Annotated in this window: 23 protein-coding genes and 1 tRNA gene; 13 read left to right on the forward strand and 11 right to left on the reverse strand. The window is 63.7% G+C overall.

All coding sequences use genetic code 11. The annotated features are described in order from the left end of the window. The first annotated feature begins 38 nt into the window (after positions 1-38). Positions 39-482, forward strand: a complete 444-nt coding sequence (locus tag KFO72_RS23180) for a MarR family winged helix-turn-helix transcriptional regulator (RefSeq protein WP_054929754.1) — start codon at positions 39-41, stop codon at positions 480-482. A 118-nt stretch (positions 483-600) separates the two neighbouring features. On the opposite strand, the gene KFO72_RS23185 is transcribed toward KFO72_RS23180, so the two are convergent. The 4 genes from KFO72_RS23185 to KFO72_RS23200 form a co-directional block, all read right to left on the reverse strand. Continuing rightward, positions 601-677 (reverse strand) — tRNA-Met (locus KFO72_RS23185). Positions 678-767: 90 nt separating this feature from the next. Continuing rightward, on the reverse strand, positions 768-2,426 hold the full coding sequence (locus KFO72_RS23190) for an MFS transporter (protein ID WP_054929768.1): 1,659 nt from the start codon (positions 2,424-2,426) through the stop codon (positions 768-770). Positions 2,427-2,654: 228 nt separating this feature from the next. Further along, positions 2,655-4,202, reverse strand: a complete 1,548-nt coding sequence (locus tag KFO72_RS23195; protein WP_054929769.1) for a sensor histidine kinase — start codon at positions 4,200-4,202, stop codon at positions 2,655-2,657. Positions 4,203-4,211: 9 nt separating this feature from the next. Then, positions 4,212-4,952 carry a response regulator transcription factor gene (locus KFO72_RS23200; RefSeq protein WP_007586121.1) on the reverse strand — a complete coding sequence of 247 codons (741 nt, stop codon included), beginning with the start codon at positions 4,950-4,952 and terminating at the stop codon, positions 4,212-4,214. Positions 4,953-5,186: 234 nt separating this feature from the next. Here KFO72_RS23200 and recA point away from each other — a divergent pair, with 234 nt between their 5' ends. The 8 genes from recA to KFO72_RS23240 all read left to right on the forward strand — a co-directional run bounded on the left by recA (position 5,187) and on the right by KFO72_RS23240 (position 13,830). Further along, positions 5,187-6,263 (forward strand): recombinase RecA, encoded by a 1,077-nt coding sequence (gene recA, locus KFO72_RS23205; protein ID WP_054929770.1) that lies wholly within the window; start codon positions 5,187-5,189, stop codon positions 6,261-6,263. A 7-nt stretch (positions 6,264-6,270) separates the two neighbouring features. After that, positions 6,271-7,062, forward strand: coding sequence for a recombination regulator RecX (gene recX, locus KFO72_RS23210; RefSeq protein WP_225033140.1), 792 nt, complete (start codon positions 6,271-6,273; stop codon positions 7,060-7,062). Between the two features lie 170 nt (positions 7,063-7,232). Then, positions 7,233-7,982: a DUF2889 domain-containing protein gene (locus tag KFO72_RS23215; protein WP_176052986.1), complete on the forward strand. Its 750-nt coding sequence runs from the start codon at positions 7,233-7,235 to the stop codon at positions 7,980-7,982. Between the two features lie 55 nt (positions 7,983-8,037). Further along, positions 8,038-9,207 (forward strand): ADP-forming succinate--CoA ligase subunit beta, encoded by a 1,170-nt coding sequence (sucC, locus tag KFO72_RS23220; RefSeq protein WP_225033141.1) that lies wholly within the window; start codon positions 8,038-8,040, stop codon positions 9,205-9,207. 114 nt (positions 9,208-9,321) lie between these two features. Continuing rightward, positions 9,322-10,203: a succinate--CoA ligase subunit alpha gene (gene sucD, locus KFO72_RS23225; RefSeq protein WP_054929773.1), complete on the forward strand. Its 882-nt coding sequence runs from the start codon at positions 9,322-9,324 to the stop codon at positions 10,201-10,203. 159 nt (positions 10,204-10,362) lie between these two features. Continuing rightward, positions 10,363-11,088, forward strand: coding sequence for a TerC family protein (locus KFO72_RS23230; RefSeq protein ID WP_054929774.1), 726 nt, complete (start codon positions 10,363-10,365; stop codon positions 11,086-11,088). Positions 11,089-11,226: 138 nt separating this feature from the next. Continuing rightward, positions 11,227-11,844 (forward strand): pilin, encoded by a 618-nt coding sequence (locus KFO72_RS23235; RefSeq protein WP_107202135.1) that lies wholly within the window; start codon positions 11,227-11,229, stop codon positions 11,842-11,844. 192 nt (positions 11,845-12,036) lie between these two features. Continuing rightward, a complete protein-coding gene (locus tag KFO72_RS23240) occupies positions 12,037-13,830 on the forward strand; it encodes a PglL family O-oligosaccharyltransferase (RefSeq protein WP_060602271.1) in 1,794 nt (597 codons plus the stop codon). 103 nt (positions 13,831-13,933) lie between these two features. On the opposite strand, the gene moaC is transcribed toward KFO72_RS23240, so the two are convergent. Beyond that, positions 13,934-14,410 carry a cyclic pyranopterin monophosphate synthase MoaC gene (moaC, locus tag KFO72_RS23245; protein ID WP_054929777.1) on the reverse strand — a complete coding sequence of 159 codons (477 nt, stop codon included), beginning with the start codon at positions 14,408-14,410 and terminating at the stop codon, positions 13,934-13,936. A gap of 234 nt (positions 14,411-14,644) precedes the next feature. Here moaC and KFO72_RS23250 point away from each other — a divergent pair, with 234 nt between their 5' ends. Continuing rightward, entirely contained in the window at positions 14,645-16,333 is a 1,689-nt protein-coding gene (locus tag KFO72_RS23250; RefSeq protein WP_107202133.1) for a M48 family metalloprotease, read from the forward strand. 8 nt (positions 16,334-16,341) lie between these two features. Here the strand turns inward: KFO72_RS23250 and KFO72_RS23255 are convergent, their stop codons facing one another. The 6 genes from KFO72_RS23255 to KFO72_RS23280 all read right to left on the reverse strand — a co-directional run bounded on the left by KFO72_RS23255 (position 16,342) and on the right by KFO72_RS23280 (position 21,092). Beyond that, on the reverse strand, positions 16,342-16,941 hold the full coding sequence (locus KFO72_RS23255; protein WP_224101843.1) for a DUF2946 family protein: 600 nt from the start codon (positions 16,939-16,941) through the stop codon (positions 16,342-16,344). After that, on the reverse strand, positions 16,934-18,019 hold the full coding sequence (locus KFO72_RS23260) for a hydrolase (protein WP_225033142.1): 1,086 nt from the start codon (positions 18,017-18,019) through the stop codon (positions 16,934-16,936). Before KFO72_RS23260 ends, KFO72_RS23255 begins: the two co-directional genes overlap by 8 nt. 77 nt (positions 18,020-18,096) lie before the next feature. Further along, positions 18,097-18,543, reverse strand: a complete 447-nt coding sequence (locus KFO72_RS23265; RefSeq protein WP_054929780.1) for a nuclear transport factor 2 family protein — start codon at positions 18,541-18,543, stop codon at positions 18,097-18,099. Positions 18,544-18,693: 150 nt separating this feature from the next. Next, positions 18,694-19,719 carry a lipopolysaccharide heptosyltransferase II gene (gene waaF, locus KFO72_RS23270; RefSeq protein ID WP_054929781.1) on the reverse strand — a complete coding sequence of 342 codons (1,026 nt, stop codon included), beginning with the start codon at positions 19,717-19,719 and terminating at the stop codon, positions 18,694-18,696. 185 nt (positions 19,720-19,904) lie between these two features. Next, the gene (locus KFO72_RS23275) at positions 19,905-20,099 is read right to left on the reverse strand and encodes a zinc-finger domain-containing protein (RefSeq protein ID WP_007590092.1); all 195 of its coding nucleotides are present in this window, start codon (positions 20,097-20,099) and stop codon (positions 19,905-19,907) included. A 69-nt stretch (positions 20,100-20,168) separates the two neighbouring features. Then, on the reverse strand, positions 20,169-21,092 hold the full coding sequence (locus KFO72_RS23280) for a branched-chain amino acid transaminase (protein WP_054929782.1): 924 nt from the start codon (positions 21,090-21,092) through the stop codon (positions 20,169-20,171). 315 nt (positions 21,093-21,407) lie between these two features. On the opposite strand from KFO72_RS23280, the gene KFO72_RS23285 reads away from it, so the two are divergent. The 3 genes from KFO72_RS23285 (at position 21,408) to KFO72_RS23295 (ending at position 23,912) form a co-directional block, all read left to right on the forward strand. Further along, positions 21,408-22,181 carry an AzlC family ABC transporter permease gene (locus tag KFO72_RS23285; protein ID WP_054929783.1) on the forward strand — a complete coding sequence of 258 codons (774 nt, stop codon included), beginning with the start codon at positions 21,408-21,410 and terminating at the stop codon, positions 22,179-22,181. After that, positions 22,178-22,501, forward strand: a complete 324-nt coding sequence (locus KFO72_RS23290) for an AzlD domain-containing protein (RefSeq protein ID WP_035986440.1) — start codon at positions 22,178-22,180, stop codon at positions 22,499-22,501. The genes KFO72_RS23285 and KFO72_RS23290 overlap by 4 nt, the downstream gene beginning before the upstream one ends. A 217-nt stretch (positions 22,502-22,718) precedes the next feature. After that, positions 22,719-23,912 carry a phosphoglycerate kinase gene (locus tag KFO72_RS23295; RefSeq protein ID WP_054929784.1) on the forward strand — a complete coding sequence of 398 codons (1,194 nt, stop codon included), beginning with the start codon at positions 22,719-22,721 and terminating at the stop codon, positions 23,910-23,912. Positions 23,913-24,350 lie beyond the last annotated feature (438 nt).

A 24,350-nucleotide genomic window follows, 5' to 3' on the forward strand; every position in this document is an offset into this window, starting at 1 on the left:
GGAAATTGGCGTGGCGCGCCGCTTCGTATAATCGCGCGATGAAAACCCATTTTGACGAGCGCTTCGGCTTTCTCATTTCGGATGTCGGCCGGCTGGTCGGCAAGCGGTTCGACGACCTCGCGCGGCTGTCGATCGATCTGACGCGCGCGCAGTGCCGGGCACTCGCGTACCTGTCGTTTTACGGCGATATCAACCAGGCGCGGCTCGCTGACCTGCTGGAAGTCGCGCCTATCTCGGCCGGACGGTTGCTGGACCGAATGGAGGAGGGCGGTTGGATCGAGCGAGTAGGCAATCCGCGCGACCGGCGCGAGAAGCAGATCAGGATTACGGAGAAGGCGGAGCGGACGCTGGATGAAGCGAAGCGGGTCGGCGATCAGGTCGCGGCCGAAGGGCTGAGCGGATTGACCGAGGAGGAAACCAGGCAGCTGATTTCGTTGCTGCAGAAGGTGCGAGGGAATTTGACGAGGATCGTCGATAGGTGAAGAGGGCGCGTTAGTCTGGGCTGGTTGCGCGGTCTTCGAATTTTCGAGGCTAAGTTTGGGACCGAGCTGGAAATGAAAAAGCCGCTGTTTCGTGAGAAACAGCGGCTTTTTTTGAAGCTGGTGGCGAATCAGGGATTCGAACCCCGGACCTGCGGATTATGATTCCGTCGCTCTAACCGACTGAGCTAATTCGCCGAAAGAAGCGAGATTATGAAGATGCCGGCGGGGGCTGTCAACCCCCGCGCGACAACTTTTTGCGAGAACTCCAGATCACCTACGCCGCGCTCAGTCCTGAGCGTAAATATTGGAGTCTTTGGTCTCCCGCACGAAAAGCAGGCCGATCACGAAGGTCGCCAGCGCGATGATGATCGGATACCACAGCCCCGAGTAAATATTGCCCTTCGCAGCGACGATCGCGAATGCCGTCGCCGGCAGGAAGCCGCCGAACCAGCCATTGCCGATGTGATACGGCAGCGACATCGACGTATAGCGGATCCGCGTCGGGAACATCTCGACCAGCATCGCCGCGATTGGCCCGTACACCATCGTCACGTAGATCACGAGGATAGTCAGGATCACAACCGTCATCGGCCAGTTGAGCTGCGATGGATCGGCCTTTGGCGGATAGCCGGCCGACTTCAGGGCGGTGCCCAGGTTCTTGTCGAACGCCTTGCCCGCGTCCTTGGCGTCGGCGGCCCTGCCGTCATAGGTATCGATCGTCGTGTCGCCGACCTTGATCTGTGCGAGCGTGCCCGCCGGCGCCGCCACGTTGTCGTAGTTCAGACCGGCTTTCGACAGCGCGCTCTTCGCGATGTCGCACGAGCTCGTGAACTTCGACGTGCCGACCGGATTGAACTGGAACGAGCACTCGTCCGGATTTGCGATCACGACGATGGGCGACTTTTGCGTCGCGGCTTCGAGCGCCGGGTTCGCATAGTGCGTCAGCGCCTTGAAGAGCGGGAAGTAGGTCAGCGCCGCGATCAGGCAGCCCGCCATGATGATCGGCTTGCGGCCGATCCGGTCGGACAGCGAACCGAAGAACAGGAAGAACGGCGTACCGATCAGCAGGGCGATCGCGATCAGAATGTTCGCGCTAGCGCCATCGACCTTCAGCGTCTGCGTCAGGAAGAACAGCGCATAGAACTGGCCCGTGTACCAGACAACTGCCTGGCCAGCCGTCACGCCAATCAGAGCCAGAATCACGATCTTAAGATTCTTCCATTGGCCGAACGCTTCCGACAGCGGTGCCTTGGACGTCTTGCCTTCAGCCTTGATGCGCTCGAAAGCCGGCGACTCGTGCAGCTGCATCCGGATCCACACCGAGATGCCGAGCAGCACCAGCGATGCAACGAACGGAATGCGCCAGCCCCATGTGCCGAATGCGTCTTCGCCCATTGCCGTGCGCACGCCGAGAATGACGAGCAGCGACAGGAACAGGCCGAGCGTCGCCGTCGTCTGGATCCACGCGGTGTAGAAGCCGCGCCGGTTGGCGGGCGCGTGTTCCGCGACGTAGGTCGCGGCGCCGCCGTACTCGCCGCCCAGGGCGAGACCCTGCAGCAGACGCATCGCGATGAAGATCACCGGCGACGCCATGCCGATCGCCGCATAGCCCGGCAGGAAGCCGACCACGCAGGTCGACAGGCCCATGATGACGATCGTGATCAGGAACGTGTACTTGCGCCCGACCATGTCGCCGAGCCGCCCGAACACCAGCGCGCCGAACGGACGCACCGCGAAGCCGGCTGCGAAGCCGAGGAGGGTAAAGATGAACGCAGCCGTCGGATTGACGCCTGAGAAAAAGCTCTTGCTAATGAAAGCCGCGAGCGAGCCGGCCAGGTAAAAGTCGTACCACTCGAAAACCGTCCCCAACGATGACGCGAAGATTACCCGTTTCTCTTCTTTCGTCATCGGCGCGTGCGAGATTTGCCCGCTTACGGTAGCCATATGTCGTCTCCAGTATTGATATAAGTCGCGGCTCGCCAGGTCGGGCGGGTCCGTCTAGCGATTATTGGAGCGGAAACTTACGGCGTTCTGACTCGGGAAGGGTTTGTTTAAGAGTGTCGGAAATCGCGGAATGTCGGGCTTAATGCGTGCAATGTCGGCTATCACGGGGCTTATAGCGACGAAACCGGTGTGATGTGATGGCTGACAGAAACGCGTGAAACTGACGGATTAGGGTAAGTCCCGTACAGGGTCCATCATCCTCAAACTGACACGAACCAGCGTTCCGGCGAGGCGCGGCGACGTCTGATAGACGTTGTCCTCGATCGAAAGCGTGCCGCCGTGCATGGTCGCGATTTCGCGGACGATCGCGAGGCCCAGCCCGCTGCCGTCGCCTTCGCGCCCGAGAATGCGGTAGAAGCGCTCGACTACGCGTTCGCGCTCGGCGGCCGGAATGCCGAGGCCTGTGTCCTCGACCTCCAGATGAGCCATGCGGGCCGCATCGTCGCGCCGCACCCTCACGGTGATCCGTCCACCGGCGGGCGTGTAGCGGATCGCGTTGTCGATCAGGTTCGACAGCATCTCGCGCAACATCACGGGGTTGCCTTCTACTTCAATCGCCTCGTCGGGAGATTCCGGGCCTTCGTAGCCGAGATCCATCTGCTTGGCGAGCGCGGGCTGGACCCAGTCGCGCACGGCGCTGCGGGCAACGTCGCCAATCTCGACGGGCGTGAATATCTGGCCGGACATGCGGTTTTCCGCGCGCGCGAGCGCAAGCAGCTGCGTGACGAGCCGCGCGGCGTGCTCCGAACTCGTCGCGATCTGCTCGAGCGAGCGATGCACTTCCGCCGACGCCTCCTGCCGCAGCGCCAGCTCGGCTTGCGTGCGCAAGCCCGCAAGCGGCGTCTTCATCTGATGCGCGGCATCGGCGATGAAGCGCTTTTGCAGTTCCATGTTCTGTTCGAGACGCGTCAGCAGATCATTGAACGACGTGACCAGCGGCTCGATTTCCGGCGGCGCGCGGCGTGCTTCGAGCGGCGACAGGTCGTCGGGGCGCCGCGCGCGGATGTGCGCCTGTAGCGCGTGCAGCGGAGCGAGACCGCGCGACAGCCCGAACCACACGAGCAGGATCGCGAGCGGGAGGATCACGAACTGCGGCAGGATCACGCCCTTGATGATGTCGTTGGCGAGCGCGCTGCGTTTGTCGAGCGTTTCAGCTACCTGCACGAGCACCGGCTGCGCGCCTGGCGTCTGCGGAAACTCGACGGTCGTGTACGCGACGCGGATGTCGTTGCCGCGCAGCATGTCGTCGCGAAACTCCACGATGCCCGGTTGAGGCCGGTCTTCCTCACGCGGCAGCGGCATGTCGCGGTCGCCCGCGACCAGCTCGCCACGCGTGCCGAGCACCTGATAGAACACGCTATCTATATTGTCGGCACGAAGAAAATCACGCGTCGAATCGGGCAGCGTCAGTTCGGCGATGCCATTGACGGGGTGAATCTGCCGCGCAAGCACGTAGGCGTCGGTTTCGAGCGCGCGATCGAACGGTCCGTTCGCAATCGATTTCGCCACCAGATAAGTGACGGCAAGACTCATCGGCCAGAGCAGCAGCAACGGCGCGAGCATCCAGTCGAGGATTTCGCCGAACAGCGAACGCGGACGCGTCTCCGCAGCCGCCTCGGATTCGTCGGGCGGCGCGAAAGGATTCGCGTAGCGCGCGTCGCGGACTTCGTCGAGATCCGCCGCGTGCGCCGTGGCGCGCGGTGCGCGGACGGACATGGAACGCCTTTACTTGAAGTAGTGGCTTGCGGGCATGGCAGCGGGCGCGTCGGACGGCTCGGACTGCTGCGCCGGCGTCTGCGGCGCGGCCTTCTCCAGACAGTAACCCAACCCGCGCACGGTGATGATGCGTACGCCGCTCGGTTCGATCTTCTTGCGCAGCCGGTGCACGTAGACTTCGATCGCGTTGTTGCTGACCTCTTCGCCCCATTCGCACAAGTGATCGACCAGCTGTTCCTTCGATACCAGCCGCCCGATCCGCTGCAACAGGACTTCGAGCAATCCTAGCTCACGCGCGGACAGATCGATAACCTGCTCATTGGCATAGGCAATCCGGCCGACCTGATCGAACGACAGCGAGCCGTGCTTGACGACGGTCGGGCCGCCGCCCGCGCCGCGGCGCGTGAGGGCGCGCACGCGGGCTTCGAGCTCGTTCAGCGCGAAGGGCTTGGCCATGTAATCGTCGGCGCCGAGATCGAGGCCTTTGACGCGCTCGTCGACGCTGTCGGCTGCCGTCAGGATCAGTACGGGCACGTTCGAATTGCGCGCGCGCAGGCGACGCAGCACTTCGAGGCCGGACATTTTCGGCAGTCCGAGATCGAGGATGACGAGGTCGAAAGTCTGCATCGACAACGCGGTATCCGCTTCGGCTCCCGTCTTCACATGGTCAACGGCGTATGCCGATTGGCGGAGTGATCGGACGAGACCGTCCGCGAGTATGCTGTCGTCTTCGGCAATGAGAATTCGCATGATGCGCCCTGCCCGGCCGGCACCGGGGCGCTCCGGCGCACAGCGTCTCCGAAAAATTTGTTGGTAGTCGGTGTTGTCCGTTTGCACATGTGGACGTCCGCATGTGAATCGGGCTTGCCAAGACTACTGTTTTTTTATACAGTGTCTGCGTTTAGCGTGCTGGTTGGTCGAACCGGGTTTACAACGGCCTGCACACCTGCCTCAGACGCCGTTCATCATAGCAAAGGACGATTCATGGAAGAAAGCAAGAAAGGCTCGGCTGGACTGACTGCGGAAAAGAGCAAGGCACTCGCGGCCGCGCTTGCGCAGATCGAAAAGCAGTTCGGCAAAGGGTCGGTCATGCGGCTCGGCCAGGGTGAGGCAGTCGAAGATATCCAGGTGGTCTCCACGGGATCGCTGGGCCTCGACATCGCGCTGGGCGTTGGCGGTCTGCCGCGTGGCCGTGTGGTGGAAATCTACGGGCCGGAATCGTCGGGTAAAACCACGCTGACGCTGCAGGTCATCGCCGAAATGCAGAAAATCGGCGGCACGGCGGCGTTCATCGACGCGGAACACGCGCTTGATATTCAATACGCGCAAAAGCTCGGCGTGAACGTCAGCGACCTGCTGGTTTCGCAGCCAGACACGGGCGAACAGGCGCTCGAAATCGCGGACGCGCTGGTGCGTTCGGGTTCGATCGACATGATCGTGATCGACTCGGTTGCGGCGCTGGTGCCGAAGGCCGAAATCGAAGGTGAAATGGGCGATTCGCTGCCGGGTCTGCAGGCGCGTCTGATGTCGCAGGCGCTGCGCAAGCTGACGGGCACGATCAAGCGTACGAACTGCCTCGTGATCTTCATCAACCAGATCCGTATGAAGATCGGCGTGATGTTCGGCAACCCGGAAACCACCACGGGTGGTAACGCGCTGAAGTTCTACGCATCGGTGCGTCTCGACATTCGCCGCATCGGTTCGATCAAGAAGAACGACGAAGTGATCGGCAACGAAACGCGCGTGAAGGTCGTGAAGAACAAGGTGTCGCCGCCGTTCCGCGAAGCCATCTTCGACATTCTCTACGGCGAAGGCATCTCGCGTCAGGGCGAAATCATCGACCTCGGCGTGCAGGCCAAGATCGTCGACAAGGCGGGCGCCTGGTACAGCTACAGCGGCGAACGCATTGGCCAGGGCAAGGACAACGCGCGTGAATTTCTGCGCGAGAATCCGGACATTGCACGCGAGATCGAAAACCGTATCCGTGAATCGCTGGGCGTGAATGCCATGCCGGCGGGCGCTGCCGTCAGTGCCGACGAGGAAGTGGGCGAAGAGGAGTAATCGTCGCGTGATACGCAAGGGCCGCTCTGCTTCCTCGACTGCGGGCGCAGGACGCAGCACGGGCGGCCCGCGTGACGACGATGCATTCGAATCGTCGTCACGCTCATCTTCAAGCCCGTCTGTTTCTCGATCAGCATCGTTTTCAAACGACTCGTCGTCCGACAGCTTCGATCCATTCGAATCGTTCGATGCTCACGATCGTGCCGCGGGCCTGACTCCCGCTTCGCGTGAACGCCCGGATGCGGATGCCGGTAGCGTAGAAGTCACCTACACGCGCTCGCGTCGCCAGCCAGGCGAAGGCAAACCCGGCAAACCCGCCGACACAGCGACCCGCGCTTCACAACGTCCCGCGCGCTCTCTCAAAGGCCGTGCGCTCGGCTATCTTTCGCGCCGCGAGTACAGTCGCGCGGAGTTGTCGCGCAAGCTCTCGCCGTACGCGGAAGAGGGCGAATCAATCGACGCATTGCTGGACTCGCTCGAAAGCGAAGGCTGGTTGTCGGATTCCCGTTTCGCGGAAAGCCTGCTGAATCGGCGTGCGTCGCGCATGGGCGCGGGCCGCATCGTCAATGAACTCAAGCGTCATTCGGTCGGACAGGAACTGGTCGAAGAGGTGAGCGCGCAGTTGCGTGAAACCGAACTTGCGCGGGCTCAGGCCGTCTGGCGCAAAAAGTTTGGCACGTTGCCCGAAACGCCCAGCGAGCGCGCAAAGCAGGCGCGCTTTCTTGCCACACGAGGTTTTTCTCAGGGAATCATCGGGAAGATTCTCAAGGGTATCGACGAAGAGTGGCCGTCCGAGTAAGGCAGCGTGCGGCGCGCAAGAAAATGACGCACTGCACGAAACGCCTCGCCGAAACGCCATCCTCAAGATCGCTCAAACCCTCTCCCATCAAGCCTGTGCGGGCTTCGGGCAGTCTCAAATACCCAGTATGCTAAAATTCAACGGTTCTTAAATCCGGCCTTTGTTCTCGCATGCCGCTCTCCCCGCCAGTGTCCCGACAGTTGCGCCATCGCCGCGCAATCCGAGCGGACGCATACGAGCGTGAAGATGGCCTGTGGGATATCGAGGCATGCCTCACCGACGACAAGCCACGTGACGTGGCGCTTGCGTCGGGTGTCCGGCCGAACGGCTCGCCGATCCATGAACTCTGGCTCCGCATCACGATCGATCGCAAGCTCAATGTCGTCGACGCTGAAGCGTCGTCCGACTGGGTTCCGTATCCCGGTCTGTGTGAAGCCTCCAATCCCGCCTATCGCGCCCTCATCGGGCTCAATCTGTTGCAAAACTTTCGTCGCGATGCTGCCCGTTTGCTGGCCGGCACGACAGGTTGCACGCATCTCACCGAGTTGTGCGCAGTTCTGCCGACTGCCGCCATCCAGGCGTTCGCGGGCGACGTGTGGAATACCGACAAAGGCAGGCCAGGAAGCGAGGAGCACGCAGGTTCACGCAGTGGATCGGCAGACGGTTCAACCCGAGGCACGCAGGGCAGCACGGGACAAGACGCCCAAGACAACGCTTCAAGCGGGCAAGCAAGCGAACAGGCGAGCGAGCAATCAAACGACAAACCGCCATTCCAGTTGGGCCGCTGCCATGCGCTGCGGTTCGACGGTGAGGCGGTGCGACAGTTTTATCCGCGCTGGTACGGCCACGCGCCGCGTTCAGCGGATCGCGCGGATGCCGCACCCGACGGACAGGCCGTGAAGACGGCGCGTCCCGAGTAAGCGGTCCAGCCGGAAGCGAAGTTCAATCCAACTCTCAGACTGAAGGGAATCACGCATGAAGATTCACGAGTACCAGGGTAAGGAAATCCTGCGGAAATTCGGAGTCGCGGTACCGCGCGGCAAGCCGGTCTTCTCGGTGGACGATGCGGTCAAGGCCGCTGAAGAGCTCGGCGGCCCGGTGTGGGTCGTCAAGGCTCAGATCCACGCGGGTGGCCGTGGCAAGGGTGGCGGCGTGAAGGTCGCGAAGTCGCTGGACCAGGTTCGCGAGTACTCGAACCAGATCCTCGGCATGCAACTCGTCACGCACCAGACGGGCTCGGAAGGCCAGAAGGTGAATCGCCTGCTGATCGAAGAAGGCGCTGACATCAAGAAGGAACTGTATGTCGGTCTCGTGATCGATCGCGTTTCGCAAAAGATCGTCGTGATGGCGTCGAGCGAAGGCGGCATGGACGTCGAAGAAGTCGCGGAAAAGACGCCCGAGCTGATCCACAAGATCGCGGTCGATCCGTCGACGGGTCTGAAAGACGCCGAAGCAGACGATCTCGCGAAGAAGATCGGCGTGCCCGACGCATCGATCCCGCAAGCACGCGCGATCCTGCAAGGCCTGTACAAGGCATTCTGGGAAACGGACGCATCCCTGGCCGAAATCAACCCGCTGATCCTGACGGGCGACGGCAAGGTTATCGCGCTGGACGCCAAGTTCAACTTCGATTCGAACGCACTGTTCCGTCATCCGGAAATCGTCGCTTACCGCGATCTGGACGAAGAAGATCCGGCTGAAGTCGAAGCGTCGAAGTTCGATCTCGCGTACATCTCGCTCGACGGCAACATCGGCTGCCTGGTGAACGGCGCCGGTCTGGCGATGGCGACGATGGACACGATCAAGCTGTTCGGCGGCGAACCGGCGAACTTCCTGGACGTCGGCGGTGGTGCGACGACCGAGAAGGTCACGGAAGCGTTCAAGCTGATGCTGAAGAACCCGAACCTGACGGCGATTCTCGTCAACATCTTCGGCGGCATCATGCGTTGCGACGTGATCGCGGAAGGCGTGATCGCGGCTTCGAAGGCGGTCGATCTGCAAGTGCCGCTCGTCGTGCGCATGAAGGGCACGAACGAAGACCTCGGCAAGAAGATGCTGGCCGATTCCGGCCTGCCGATCATCTCGGCAGACAGCATGGAAGAAGCTGCGCAGAAGGTTGTCGCGGCTGCCGCAGGCAAGGCCTGATCGCCCCGGCGCATATCACCGGATTACGAATGGCGGCGCGCGAGCGTCGCGGGCAAACGCTATTTGCCGCGCGGGACGCGTTGAGCGCGCCACCAAACGAACAGAGGTCAATACATGTCGATTCTGATCAACAAAGACACCAAGGTCATCACGCAGGGCATCACCGGCAAGACCGGTCAGTTCCACACGCGCGCATGCCGTGAATACGCAAACGGCCGCGAAGCATTCGTCGCGGGCGTGAACCCGAAGAAGGCTGGCGAAGACTTCGAAGGCATTCCTATCTACGCTAGCGTGAAGGAAGCCAAGGAAGAAACGGGCGCGACCGTCTCGGTCATCTACGTGCCGCCCGCAGGCGCCGCTGCTGCAATCTGGGAAGCCGTCGAAGCCGATCTCGATCTCGCGATCTGTATCACGGAAGGCATCCCCGTTCGCGACATGATCGAAGTCAAGGACCGTATGCGCCGCGAGGGCCGCAAGACGTTGCTCCTCGGACCGAACTGCCCGGGCACGATCACGCCGGACGAACTGAAGATCGGCATCATGCCGGGTCACATCCACCGCAAGGGCCGCATCGGCGTCGTGTCGCGTTCGGGCACGCTGACGTATGAAGCAGTCGGCCAACTGACGGCGATCGGCCTCGGCCAGTCGTCGGCAGTCGGTATCGGCGGCGACCCGATCAACGGTCTGAAGCACATCGACGTCATGAAGATGTTCAACGACGATCCGGATACGGACGCCGTGATCATGATCGGCGAAATCGGCGGTCCGGACGAAGCGAACGCTGCGTACTGGATCAAGGACAACATGAAGAAGCCGGTGGTTGGCTTCATCGCCGGTGTCACGGCGCCTCCGGGCAAGCGCATGGGCCACGCCGGCGCGCTGATCTCGGGCGGTGCGGACACGGCAGATGCCAAGCTGGAAATCATGGACGCATGCGGTATCAAGGTCACGAAGAACCCGTCGGAAATGGCGCGTCTTCTGAAGGCGATGCTGTAAGAAGTGTTGCGATAATTCAAGAAACGTCGGCTATTGCTGACGTTTTTTGATACTCTTACGAAGGCCTTTCGTAAGACGCGACGACAAGCGAGGGAGCGAGCAATTGCTGCCTCGCTTTTTTGTTGCCGTTCGCTTTCGCTACCTTCTATCCTGCTTTCCATGCTCGAATTCCTCACCACGCTCCATTGGGGCGCCGTCTTCCAGATCATCGTCATCGACATCCTGCTGGGTGGCGACAACGCAGTCGTGATCGCGCTCGCCTGCCGCAACCTGCCGCCCGCGCAGCGCACGAAAGGCGTGCTGTGGGGGACGCTGGGCGCAATCCTGCTGCGCGTCGCGCTGATTGCGTTTGCCGTCGCGCTGCTCGACGTGCCGTTGCTCAAGTTCGCGGGCGGCCTGTTGCTGCTGTGGATCGGCGTGCGCCTGCTCGCGCCCGCGCCCGATGCGCACGCGAATGTCAAACCCGCCGACAAGCTGGTCACGGCCATCAAGACGATCATCGTGGCCGACGCCGTGATGAGCCTCGACAACGTGATCGCGATCGCGGGCGCTGCCGAGGCTGCCGAACCGCATCACCGCATCGCCCTCGTCGTGTTCGGGCTGATCGTCAGCATTCCGCTGATCGTCTGGGGCAGCCAGCTCGTGCTCAAGCTTCTGGACCGTTACCCCGTCGTCATTACGCTGGGTGGCGCGCTGCTCGGCTGGATCGCGGGCGGGCTCATCGTCAACGACCCGGCGGGCGACCGTTGGCCCGTGCTCGATACGCCTGTTGCCGAGTACGGCATGAGCATCGCTTGCGCGCTGTTCGTCGTGATCCTCGGCTACGCGCTCAAGCGTCGCAACGCCAGCCGCATTGCGGGCAATACGCCGCCGGGAACGCATTGACCGCAGTCACTTTACCGATCCATCCGCCCGCGCACCATTAGCCATTCGGCCGACTGCCCGCGCGATTCGCGGCTCGCTACGATCGAAGCGCCTGTCCTGATTCCCGGGACAGGCGCTTTCGTTTTGAGGAGTCTGCAGATGACCGCTATCGTTGCCGTTGCTTCGTTGTCCACGTTTTGTGCGCCCTGGCTGCGCGCCCGCGCGCCGCGCCCGCGGCTTGGCCCGCTCGCCCGCGTCAGGCGCTGGTGGGGCTTCACACTGATCGAACTGATGATCGTGCTGGCCATCGTCGGCGTGATCGCCGCGTATGCGATTCCCGCGTATCAGGACTATCTCGCGCGCAGCCGCGTCGGCGAAGGATTGTCGCTGGCGTCGGCGGCGCAGTTGACCGTCGGCGAGAACGCCGGCAGCGGCAACGCGTTTGGCAGCGGCTATACGTCGCCGCCCGCCACGCGCAACGTGCAGTCCATCCATATCGACGACGACACTGGCCAGATTACCGTGGCGTTCACGGCGCGCGTGTCGGACGAAGGCGCGAACACGATCGTGTTCGTGCCGTCCGCGCCCGACAGCGCCGACACGCCCACAGCCCGCGTTGCGCTGACGAAAGGCGCGGCGCAGAAAGGGACCATCACGTGGGAATGCTTCGCAGGCGGCAAGGCTGCCTCGTCGTTGCCGGCTCCGGGAGCAGGACCGTTGCCCGCCGATGCACCGACCCTGCCGGGGAATCTCGCGCCGCCCGAATGCCGCAGCTAAGATGGCGTGGGGATGTCACGACGTAAGCCGGGCATGAGTCCGGCATAAGCCAGGTATAAACCGAACCCGCATCAAAGATCGCGGCAAAAGTTTCCATGCTGCGGCCGGATTCCGGGTTATTTCCGCCGAGCCGGCGCACAGCGTAAGGATTTTTTTGTATAGTGCGCCGGTTGCTGACGTCCCCGGTTACTCATGCCCACCCCCTTCGCACGCTATCTTTCACTGTTCCTGTTGGCGTGTGCGTTGATCCTGCCGTATGCAGTGGTCAACCACACGTATCCGATTCCGACCTTCTACGCCGAGTTCACGGCGCTGTCGCTCTATCTGCTGCTGGGCGCGGGCATCGCGTTTCTGGTGTCGACGGCACGGCCGCGCGTCGCGTTCGCGTCGCCCGTTGCCGCGCTCGTGCCGCTCGGGTTCGGGCTCGTGCTGGTCGCGCAGTCGCTCGTACTACCGGTCGCGCAACCGTCGATGAACTGGCTCGGCGCCGGCTTCCTGCTTGCCGCGTTCATGGCCACGCACGCCGGCTTTGGTTTCAGCCGGGCGAATCTGACGGAAAACGCGTTCACGGTGGCGGCGTTCGCGCTGGTCGTGGGCGGCCTCTTCGCGGTGTTCTGCCAAACCATCCAGCTGTTTCACCTCGAGGTCAAGGTGACGCCGCTCGTGGTTGCCTACAGCGTGCTGACCGAGCGCCGGCCGTTCGGCAACATGGCGCAGGCCAATCACCTTGCAACATACATCGCGTTCGCAACGGCGGGTGCGATGTACCTCGTCCAGACGCGGCGCATCAACGTGTTCATCTGGCTGCTCGTGTCGGCGATCTTTTCGGGCGGCCTGGCGTTGACCGTGTCGCGCGGACCGTGGCTGCAGATGGGCGTGATCGTCGTCGCGGGGTTCTGGATGGCGTTTGCCGAACAGCGCCGCAATCCGTCGCGCCGCCGCAGCAATCGCGAGTGGTTGATTCCCGTCGTGCTCGCCGTATTGTTCTTCGCGGTGAATGCGGCGATCCGCTGGGCGAACGTTCACTACGATCTCGGTCTGGCGCAGTCCGCTGCCGAGCGCATGAAGGATTCGAGCCAGATCGCACCGCGTCTCGCGCTGTGGAAGTACGGCTGGACGATGTTCCGCACGCATCCGTTGCTAGGTGTCGGCTGGGGCGAATTTCCGCGCTACCAGTACGATCTTGCGAAAGCGCTGGGCGGCGTCGAGATTGCCAATAACTCGCACGACATCTTTATCGATCTGCTGGCTAAGACGGGGCTGATCGGACTGGGTATCGTGCTGCTCGGTCTCGCTGCCTGGTTCGTGCGCGTCGTGCGTGCGCCGCATACGGCCGCGCGCGTGTTCGGTCTCGCGCTGATCGGCGTGCTGGTGATGCATGCGCTTGTCGAGTATCCGCAGCAGTACATGTTCTTCCTGCTGCCGGCGATGTTCGTGATCGGCCTGCTCGACACGAAGCCGCTGCGGCTGATTCCGGGCGGCATGTCGTTCGGCGCGTTCCTTGTGATCGTGTTCGGCGGACTGGCTGCGCTGTATCCGATCTACCGCGACTATGCGCGTTCCGAAGTGCTGTATTACGGCTCGCGTCCGTTCGACCAGTATCGTGAAGACCCGTCGTTCCTGTTCGGCGCGTGGGGCGAGTACGGGATGGCGACGCTCTTGCCGATGAACTCGCAGGATCTGCCGCACAAGCTCGCGATGCATCGCCAGGCGATGGCGCTGTTGCCGGGCGAAACGGTGCTGCGCCGTTACGCGGTGTTGCAGGCGTTGAGCGGCGACACCAACGGTGCGTTCGATACCGTCGACCGTCTGAAGATCTTCGCTGAGGAACTGCATGACTGGCCTTCGCAGCTCGCCTATCTGTACGATTTGTGCGATCAGCAGAAGACGCTGGGGGCGTTCAAGGCGGAACTGATGAAGAAGTACGGCACGCCGCCGAAGGACATCAACAATAGCGATGACGAAGAGGGCGACGACGAGGATTGATGCCTCGGCCGTCAAGTACGAAGGCGGCGCGTCGGACGCGCCGCCGCTTCAGCGAGAGTGGGGAACCCTTAACAGGCAAGCTACGCAGGCGCGCCGCAAAACCTCAGTCCGCCACCCAATCCCCCGACTTCCCGCCGTGTTTCTCAAGCACTCGAACATCGGTGATGGTCATCCCGCGATCTACGGCCTTGCACATGTCGTAGACCGTCAGCAGCCCGACCTGCACGGCCGTCAGCGCTTCCATCTCGACCCCCGTTCTGCCGAGCGTCTCGACCTGCACGCGGCAATGCACCGCAGGGCCCGACTCGTCCAGCTCGAAATCGACGGCAACGCGGGTGAGCGCCAGCGGATGACACAAGGGAATCAGATCGGCGGTGCGCTTCGCGCCCTGGATCGCGGCGATGCGCGCGATGCCGATCACGTCGCCTTTCTTCGCTTCGCCTTTGCGGATCAGGTCGAACGTGGCGGGCAGCATGCGGATCGTGCCGCGCGCGACCGCGATGCGTTTGGTCTCCGCCTTGCCGCCTACGTCGACCATATGCGCCTGGCCGGCTGCGTCGAAATGAGTGAGTTCGGGCATGGTTGGCTCCTTCAGAGGGCGCCTATCATAGCAGCGCGAGCGTCCCGGGGCAGTCGGGCGCGGGACGGCGAAGAATCACGATAGCGCACAAAGCGCGCGGATGCCTGATTGTGGGCAACCCGCCATCCACGCACCGACTGGGAGCCGAAGCGCCCACCGCACCCGGTACAATCGAAAACAAGGCCTGTTTCTTCCGGCACCTTACGCCGCTTTCGATTTCGCCCATCGTCCGCAATGCGTCTGAAACGGTTTCTCGCTGCATTGTTGTCCGTCACGCTCGCCGTCCCGCCCGCGATCATCGCGCAGCCGTCGAACCTGTCGGAACTGCCGCTCGTCACCGGGCCGCTCGACACGTACGGCGCGACAGCCGTGCCGCCCGACATCGCACCAGGCGTGTTCGGTCTCTACGGCGGCGCGCAGTCGCGCTTCGCGGGTAACCCCGGCGGCAACGCGAGCCTGCGCGCGCCCATGTCGACCCAGCAGTTGCCCGATCTCGGCGATGGCTCGGGTGGCTCGCTCACGCCGCAAGCCGAACGCAAGCTCGGCGAACGTGTGATGCGCGAAGTCCGCGCCGATCCCGACTATATCGACGACTGGCTCGTGCGCGACTATCTGAACTCGATCTCCGAGAAGCTCGCCGCGGCCGCGAGCGCGCAGTTCATCGGCGGCTATCGTCCTGACTTCGATCTGTTCGCGATGCGCGACGCGCAGATCAACGCTTTCTCGTTGCCGGGCGGCTTCATCGGCGTGAATACCGGGCTGATCGTCGCGACGCAGACGGAATCGGAACTCGCGTCCGTCGTCGGACACGAAATGGGTCACGTGCTGCAACGGCACATCGCGCGGATGATCACGGCGGGCGAGCACAGCGGCTACGCGGCGCTCGCGAGCATGTTGCTCGGCGTGCTGGCGGGCGTCCTCGCACATAGCGGCGATCTGGGCAGCGCGATCGCCATCGGCGGGCAGGCCTATGCTGTCGACAGCCAGTTGCGCTTCTCGCGCGCGGCCGAGCACGAAGCCGACCGGGTCGGCTTCCAGATGCTCGCGGGCGCGGGTTATGACCCGTATGGAATGGTGTCGTTCTTCGAGCGGCTCGATCGCGCATCGATGAGCGACGCGGGCGCGCCCGCCTACGCGCGCACGCACCCGCTGACGGGCGAGCGGATCGCCGATATGTCCGACCGCGCGCGCCGCGCGCCTTACCGGCAGCCGCGCCAGTCGTCGGAATATGCATTCGTGCGCGCACGGGCGCGCGTGCTGCAGGACCGCTCACGCAGCGAATACGCGGACGACATCTCACGGATGCGCTCCGAAGTCGAAGACCGTACCGCGCTGAACGTGGCGGGCAACTGGTATGGCATCGCGTACGCGCAGATGCTGCTCGAGCGCTACGACGACGCTTCGGCTTCGCTGGCGACGGCACGCGCCGCGTTCGACGCCAACGAGCGCGCCGAAGGCGATCCTTCGCGCAGTTCGCCGAGCCTCGACGTGCTCGCGGTCGACATCGCCCGGCGCGCCGGCCGCAACGACGAAGCCGTGCGTCTCGCGGAAATCGCGCAAAAGCGCTGGCCGCAATCGCACGCGGCCATCGAGATGCGCCTGCAGACGCTGCTCACCGCACGCCGTTTCGGCGAAGCACAGGTGCAGGCGCAGCGCGAGACGCGTGCCGATCCGCAGCAGCCCGTCTGGTGGCGTTATCTCGCGCAGGCGAGCGTCGGCACGGGTGACGCGCTGACGCAGCATCGCGCGCTCGCGGAGAAGTTCGCGCTGGAAGGCGCCTGGCCGTCGGCGATCCGGCAGTTGAAGGAAGCACGCGACATCAAGTCGGTCGGCTACTACGACCTCGCGACGATCGACGCGCGCCTGCATGAGTTCGAGGCGCGCTATAAGGAAGAGCGCGAAGACGAGAAGAACAGCAGCTAGCGGTTGTCTTAAGGCGAGGGCAGGCCGCGCGCAGCGACACGCGCCGCCGGACTTGCGACGAATCCGAAGCGCTTTTCGACCTCGGCCTTGCGCAAGGGCTCGAGCTTCAAGACCTCGCCGTCGCGCCAGCGGAAGGCACCGCTTTGGCCGTCGCTCGCAAGATCCGTGTGCTCGGAGAAAAGATCGAGATCGTGGTCGTGCAGCACGGCGGTACGTGCGGGCGTGGAGCGATCGATGAAGAGAATGCCGCCTTCGTCGTCCAGATAGGCAGCAGCCGGCTCGAACGCTGCGCCGCCCTGATCCGTCAACATGAGTGTTTCGCTAACGTCGTCACGGGCGAGCCGCACGACGAACGGCGTGTAGCCGAGTTCGACATACACGCGCTGCGGCCCGTTCTGGAAAAACCATTGGCCTGTCTCGTCGGCTTCGTAGTTGCGGTTGATGAAGCCGAGCAGGGCCGTATGCCGGATCGGCTCACCGGGCGCGCCTGCGGCTTGCGCGGCTTCGTCGCGCATACGCCAGTTGCCGCGCCGGTCGAGCAGCAGCCAGCCGGTGCAATGCGGCACGTTCGGCCATTTGGCCAATGCCTGCTTGACGATGTCATCCATGTCGCGTGAACGGGTCGAAGTAGCCGAAAACCCGGCGCGAAAGCCAGTCGATCCGGCCGGGGAAGGGGCCCGTCATGAAGCCGACGTGTCCGCCATGCTCCGGTTGATCGAGTTCCACCGCCGATGATACCTCGCTGCACGACGGCAGCACCGCGCCCGGCAGGAACGGGTCGTTGCGGGCGTTGAGCACGAGCGTCGGCACGGTGATTTCGGGAAGGAGCGGGCGCGTGGTCGAACGCGTCCAGTAGTCGTCCGCGTCGCGAAAACCGTGCAACGGCGCCGTCACGACCTCGTCGAACGCGTGCATCGTGCGGCTGGCGAGCATGTCGTTCAGATCGAAGAGGCCGGGATACTGTTCGAGCTTTTGCTGCGCCTTCAGCTTGAGCGTCTTCAGGAAGCTGCGTGTGTAGATCAACCCGAAGCCTTGCGACAGCGCGCGGCCGCCCGCGTGCACGTCGAGCGGCGCGGAGATCGCCGCGGCCGCCGCGATGATCTCCGCGTCCTCGCGCCGCTCGCCGAGCCAGCGCAGCAGCACGTTGCCGCCCAGCGACACGCCGGCAGCCACGATCGGCCCCGGATGCTGCTCGCGCAGCCGCCGCAGCACCCAATCGACTTCGTTGCTGTCGGCGAGGTGATAGAAGCGCGGCAACAGGTTCATCGGACCGCTGCAACTGCGAAAGTGCGGCACGACGCCATGCCAGCCGCGCAGCTGGGCGCTTGCCATCAAGGTGCGCGCGTAGTGGGAGTCCGAACTGCCTTCGAGTCCGTGAAAGAGTACGAACAGCGGCGCGTCGTCGGCGGCGGGAGAGGCTGCAAGCGGATCGGGCACCAGCCAGTCGAGATCGATGAAATCGCCGTCCGGCGTATCCCAACGCTCGCGCCGGTAGGTCACCTCGGGGCGGCGGCCGAACAGCGCGGGAACGATGGTCTGGATGTGGCTATTGGGAAGCCAGAGCGGGGCGCGGTACAGCATGTCGACGGTCGCTTCGACCGACGTGCCCACAGCAGCCTCAACGGCAGCCGCGGCTGTATCGAGGGCCGGTCTGGAAGAAGCGTTATTGTCGTGGGTCGTGCTCATGCCAACACCGGTATTCAGTCGAAGCCCCGGGTCATGGTTTCGCCGGGACTTCCGTCAAGCTGGTCTCGCGGGGCGCGTCAGTGCAGCGCGCCCTGACCATGTCTCATTTTGGCAGCAAACTGCGAGGCAGTTTCGTTCGGCATCGCACTCGCATGAATATGCGCGATTTTCCATTCGCCGCGCTCATGGACCATCACATAGGTGGTGAAGATCATCGCCGGCACGGCGGCCGGGTCGGCGGGCCGGTGCGCTTCGGCAATCGCGTAGACGACGGTGCCGAGACTGTCGTAAACGCGGATGTCGAGCGGCTCGATCGACACCGGCTGCGCTTCGAGCTGAACGGTCAGCCCCGAGCGGATCGCGTCGAGACCATGCAGATGCGAGCCGTCGGCGCAGATACAACTGACAAATTCCTCGTCGATCCACAAGCCCATCAAACTGTCGAGATTGACCTCCGCGACTGCCTGGTAATAGGCATTCAACGTGTCCGCAGCGGCTTCGAAGATGTGGGCAAAACGTGGCATAGCTCGTCAGTCTCTTGCGCGCAAGGCGCGCGGTTGCGGTCAGTGATGTGCAGCAGGCCATTCGCCAGCATGCTCGCGCCTCAAGACGCGGGCATGACGCTGCAGGCGGCGCGGGACGTCGCCCCGCGAGCACAGCAGGCCCTTGGACGCTCAGCGTTGCGCGAGCAACATTCCACGCAGATCGTCGAATACCTGTTCGGCACTCAGTTGCCGCAGGCAGTTCAGATGGCCCAACGGACATTCGCGCTGAAAGCACGGACTGCACTCGAGATGCAGCCATTGTACCTTTGCGAGGTCCGACAAGGGCGGCGTGTGGCGCGGATCGGTCGATCCGTACACGGCCACGAGCGGTCGGCGCAGCGCGGCTGCGACGTGCATCAGCCCGGAATCGTTGGTGACGACGGCGCTCGCCCGCGAGATCAGCGCGCAGGCCTCGCCCAGCGCGGTCTGGCCGCACAGGTTGCGCACGTTCGGCGCGCGGTCGGCAATGGCCTGGGCGATGGGCGCGTCTTTCGGCGAACCGAGCGCGACGATCTTCGTGTACGGGAACGACTGGCCGACCATCTGCGCGAGCGCTGCGAAATGCTCGGGCGGCCAGCGCTTGGCCGGGCCGTACTCCGCGCCGGGGCAGAACACCAGCAGCGGCACGCGCGTGTCCAGATTGAAGCGCGTCGACACGCGCGACGCTTCGTTCAGGTCGGCGTCGAGCCGCGGCGGCGGCAGATCCTCGGGCACTTTCGCGCCGGGCGCGTAAGCGAGAGCCGCGTATTGGCCGACCATCGGCGGACGCGCGTCCTTGCGCGGGTTCGCGTGCCGCACGTTCAACAGCCCGTAGCGGCTTTCGCCCGTGTAGCCGATGCGCAGCGGAATGCCCGCCATCCACGGAATCAGTGCGGACTTCAGCGAATTGGGCAGCACGTAAGCCGCGTCATAGCCGACGTCACGCAAATCGCTCGCAAGCTGCCAGCGGCGCAGCATCTGCAGCTTGCCGTGGGCGAGATCGGTCGCGTAGACATCGCGGATTTCCGGCATCCGTTCGAGCACGGGCGCGACCCAGCTGGGCGCGACGGCATCGATCGCGATGCGCGGATGCAATTTCACGAGGCGCGCAAACAGCGGCTGCGCCATCAATGCGTCACCGATCCAGTTCGGTGCGATAACCAACGCGCGACGCATCAGGGTGAGTTTCCGATGTCGAAAATAAGGCGCCGCGCGCACGAGGCGCGCGGTGCCGGGTTGTCAGGGAATGTGGACTGCAGCCCAGGCTATATCGGCGCGCGCGGCGGGAAGTTCCACCTTCCGCCTGCCCGATTCAGCGATGCGCGGCCGCAGCCCATGCGGCAGACAAGCAGTGCAGCGGATCAGTGACCCTTGATCACTTCGCCGTCGCGCAGCTTGTAGCGCGTGCTGCAGTAGGGGCAGCGCGCTTCGCCGTGCGTCACGTCGATAAAGACGCGCGGATGGTTGCTCCAGCGCGGCATCGACGGGTTCGGGCAATACGCGGGAAGATCTTTCGCCGACAGTTCGACCAGCGGCATTTCCTTGATTTCGCTCATAGGGACTTTCTCGTTGTATGCACAAGGCGGGCGCGTCCGGCTTTCTGCCTGCGACGCGCCCGCCGGGATTCAGATCTTCGTCAGCCAGTGCGCGTACTTCGCGCTCTTTCCGTTCACGATGTCGAAGAAGCCCGATTGCAGCTTCTCCGTGATCGGGCCGCGCGTGCCCGAGCCGATCGTGCGGTTGTCGAGTTCGCGGATGGGCGTGACTTCGGCGGCCGTGCCCGTGAAGAACGCTTCGTCGCACGTATAGACTTCGTCGCGCGTGATGCGCTTTTCGATCACTTCGATGCCCGCGTCTTTCGCCAGCGTGATCACCGTGTCGCGCGTGATGCCGTCGAGGCACGACGAGAGGTCGGGCGTGTACAGCTTGCCGTTGTTCACGAGGAAGAAGTTCTCGCCCGAGCCTTCCGACACATAGCCGTCGACGTCGAGCAGCAGCGCTTCGTCGTAGCCGTCGGCCGTGGCTTCCTGGTTCGCGAGGATCGAGTTGACGTACCAGCCCGACGCCTTCGCGCGGACCATGGAGACGTTCACGTGATGGCGCGTGAACGACGAGGTCTTCACGCGGATGCCCTTCTTGATGCCGTCTTCGCCAAGATAGGCGCCCCACGGCCAGGCGGCGATCGCGACGTGGATGGTGTTGCCCTTGGCCGACACGCCCAGCTTTTCCGAGCCGACCCAGATGATCGGGCGCAGGTAGCACGACTCCAGCTTGTTCTCGCGGACCACTTCGCGCTGTGCTGCGGCGAGCGTTTCGTGGTCGAACGGAACGTCCATCTGGAAGATCTTGGCCGAGTTCAGCAGGCGCTTGGTGTGTTCCTGAAGACGGAAGATCGACGTGCCGCCGTCAGCCGTCTTGTAGGCGCGCACGCCTTCGAAGACGCCCATGCCGTAGTGCAGCGTATGGGTGAGGACGTGGATCTTGGCGTCGCGCCAGTCGATGAGCTTGCCATCCATCCAGATCTTGCCGTCGCGGTCGGCCATTGACATACGATTCTCCTGGCAGTGCGGGTTCGCGGGGTCGCGGGTTGTTCGGATTGTGACGTTTGATCGTGACGTCGCTTATGACGTTCGACTGCGGCGTCGGTTTCGGCGCGTGGCGCAACCACGACAGATGCGTTCGGGCCACGCGGCGAAAAGCGATATTTTAGCGTCTTTTGCACAATCAACGGGCATTTGCGGGCACCCCGGACGCTATAATCCGGCGGTCGCTGAAAACTAACCGGATGCGCCAGCGGCTGCTACACGATCTGGCGCTGACCCCCTGCCATCGTGGCGCTCGTCGCGCCGCGCTGCATTCGCCTCATGCTCGCTCGTTTGTCCGATCTCGACCGCCGCGCTTTCCGTGATGGCGCGCGCGCCTACTCGCCCACCTTGATGGCGATCTTCTCCTGGGGCCTCGTGACGGGCATCGCGATGAGCAAGTCGGTGATGACCGTGCCTCAGTCGCTCGCGATGTCGCTGCTGGTCTACGCAGGCTCGTCGCAGCTGGCCGTGCTGCCGCTCATGCTCGCCAAGCTGCCCGTCTGGACGATCCTGCTGACGGCCGCGATGGTCAACACGCGCTTCGTGATCTTCAGCGCGGGCCTCGCACCGCATTTTTCCTATCTGCCGCTGTGGCGCCGGTTGCTGGTCGGCTATTTCAACGGCGACGTCATCTATCTGCTGTTCCAGAAGAAAGCCTTCCAGCCAGGCTACGTACCCGGCAAGGAAGCGTATTTCTGGGGCATGGCCGTCTCGAGCTGGCTGTCGTGGCAGGTCTCGTCGATCATCGGCATTCTGCTGGCCAGCCTCTTTCCCGATAACTGGGGTCTTTCGCTCGCGGGCACGCTCGCGCTGATTCCCGTGATGGTGTCGGCGATTTCGTCGCGCTCCACGCTGGCGGCCGTGAGCGTCGCGGGCATCGTCGCGCTGGTCGCATTCGATCTGCCGTATCGCCTCGCGCTGCCGCTCGCCGTGATCACTGCGATCCTCGCGGGCACCGCCGCCGACGCGCTGATCGAGCGCGCCGATCTGCGCCGCATCCGCAACCACACGGAAACAGCGGGACGTCCGGGACATTCGGGAGATTCGCGATGAGCACGCTGCAGATCTGGCTCGCGATTATCGGCATGACGTTTGTCACAGCGCTGACACGCGCGCTGTTTCTGATCGGAGGGGAGCGCACGGTGCTGCCGGAGCGCGCGCAACGGATGCTGCGTTACGCGCCCGCGGCGGCGCTGGCGGCTGTCGTCGTGCCGGACGTGCTCGTGACGGACAGTGGCGTGTCCATCGCGCTGTCGAATCACGAGCTGTACGGCACGCTCGCGGGCCTCGCGTGGTTCCTGTGGCGGCGGACGATGCTCGGCACAATCGTCGTCGGGATGCTGGTGTTCACGGCGCTGCGGCTGATTTTCTGAAGGCGGTCGCCCGCGCGCGTGTGAATGTTGCGCTGCAATATCGCGCAACGCCCGCTGCAGCCGGCAAATACTGGGATTCGCTCGGACGGGCTTAGATCGGTCCGTCGATCGGTTAAAATGGCTGTCTCCCGGAACACGCGCGAACCTGCCGGCACCGTTCTCGATTGGCTGTTCGCGCAGCGTCCGCACCGCCTTCCAATCAACTCGCATATCAATCATGAAACAGGTATTGCGTCTCTCCGATCTGATCGCCGAAGGCAAACTATCCGGCAAACGCGTGTTCATCCGCGCCGACCTGAACGTGCCGCAGGACGACGCCGGCAACATCACCGAAGACACCCGCATCCGCGCTTCCGTGCCTGCCATCAAGTCCGCGCTGGACGCGGGCGCGGCCGTCATGGTCACGTCGCACCTGGGCCGCCCGACGGAAGGCGACTTCAAGCCCGAAGACTCGCTCGCGCCCGTCGCGAAGCGTCTCGCCGAACTGCTCGGCCGCGACGTGCCGCTGGTGCAGAACTGGGTGGAGAACGGCGTGAACGTCGCGCCGGGCCAGGTCGTGCTGCTCGAAAACTGCCGCGTGAACAAGGGCGAAAAGAAGGATTCCGACGAGCTCGCGCAGAAAATGGCGAAGCTTTGCGACATCTACGTGAACGACGCGTTCGGCACTGCGCACCGTGCCGAAGCGACCACGCACGGCATCGCGAAGTACGCGCCGGTGGCGTGCGCGGGCCCGCTGCTCGCGGCCGAACTCGAAGCGCTCAGCAAGGCGCTCGGCGCACCGAAGCGTCCGCTGGTGGCAATCGTCGCGGGCTCGAAGGTGTCGACCAAGCTGACCATTCTGAAGTCGCTGGCCGACAAGGTGGATCAGCTGATCGTCGGCGGCGGCATCGCGAACACGTTCATGCTGGCGGCTGGCCTGAAGATCGGCAAGTCGCTGGCCGAAGCGGATCTCGTCGAAGAAGCGAAGGCCATCATCGAAGCCGCGAAGGCACGCGGCGCATCGGTGCCGATTCCGTCGGACGTGGTCACCGCGAAGGAGTTCTCGCCCACCGCCAAGGCCGAAATCAAGCAGGTTGCCGATGTGCAGGACGACGACCTGATCCTCGACATCGGACCGGAAACAGCGAAGGCGCTCGCGTCGCAGCTCGAAAAGGCCGGCACGATCGTCTGGAACGGCCCGGTCGGCGTGTTCGAGTTCGACCAGTTCGGCAACGGCACGAAGACGCTTGCGGAAGCCATCGCGAAGTCGTCGGCGTACTCGATTGCAGGCGGCGGCGACACGCTCGCGGCCATCGCCAAATATGGCATCCACGACAAGGTGAGCTATATCTCGACAGGCGGCGGGGCTTTCCTCGAGTTCCTCGAGGGCAAGAAGCTGCCCGCAGTCGCTGTGCTGGAATCGCGGGCCTGATAATGGCGACGCGCTCCCCCAACAAGCCTCAGAAGACGCGCAACGCGTCGCGCACGGCAGCGGCAGGGGAGCGCGCAGCGCGCTCCGCACAAGCGCTGCAACCCGAGGGCGCCCAACCGGCGGCCTCGCAACTTTCCGGCAACGCGCCAGTGGCACTGACCGCAGCCGTTGCCGAAGATCAGAATACCGAACTGGCTGTGATCGATGTCGCGCAACATGACGCGGACACGGCAGCCGTTTCAAGTGCAACGGTGTCTCTCGCCTCAAACACCGAAGCCGATGCATCTCGACTCACGGCGCGTGACGCGCCGCGGGCAGCAGATATCGCAGCAGTCCCCCACGATTCGACGCCGGGCCTTCAAGGTTCGAAGGGAACGAACGGCGCACCACCCCATGTAGCACCGGTCGTTGCGCAGCCTCCGCATCCGACTCCCAACG

This window comes from Paraburkholderia sp. XV (assembly GCF_020177535.1).
Classification (GTDB): Bacteria; Pseudomonadota; Gammaproteobacteria; order Burkholderiales; family Burkholderiaceae; genus Paraburkholderia; species Paraburkholderia caribensis.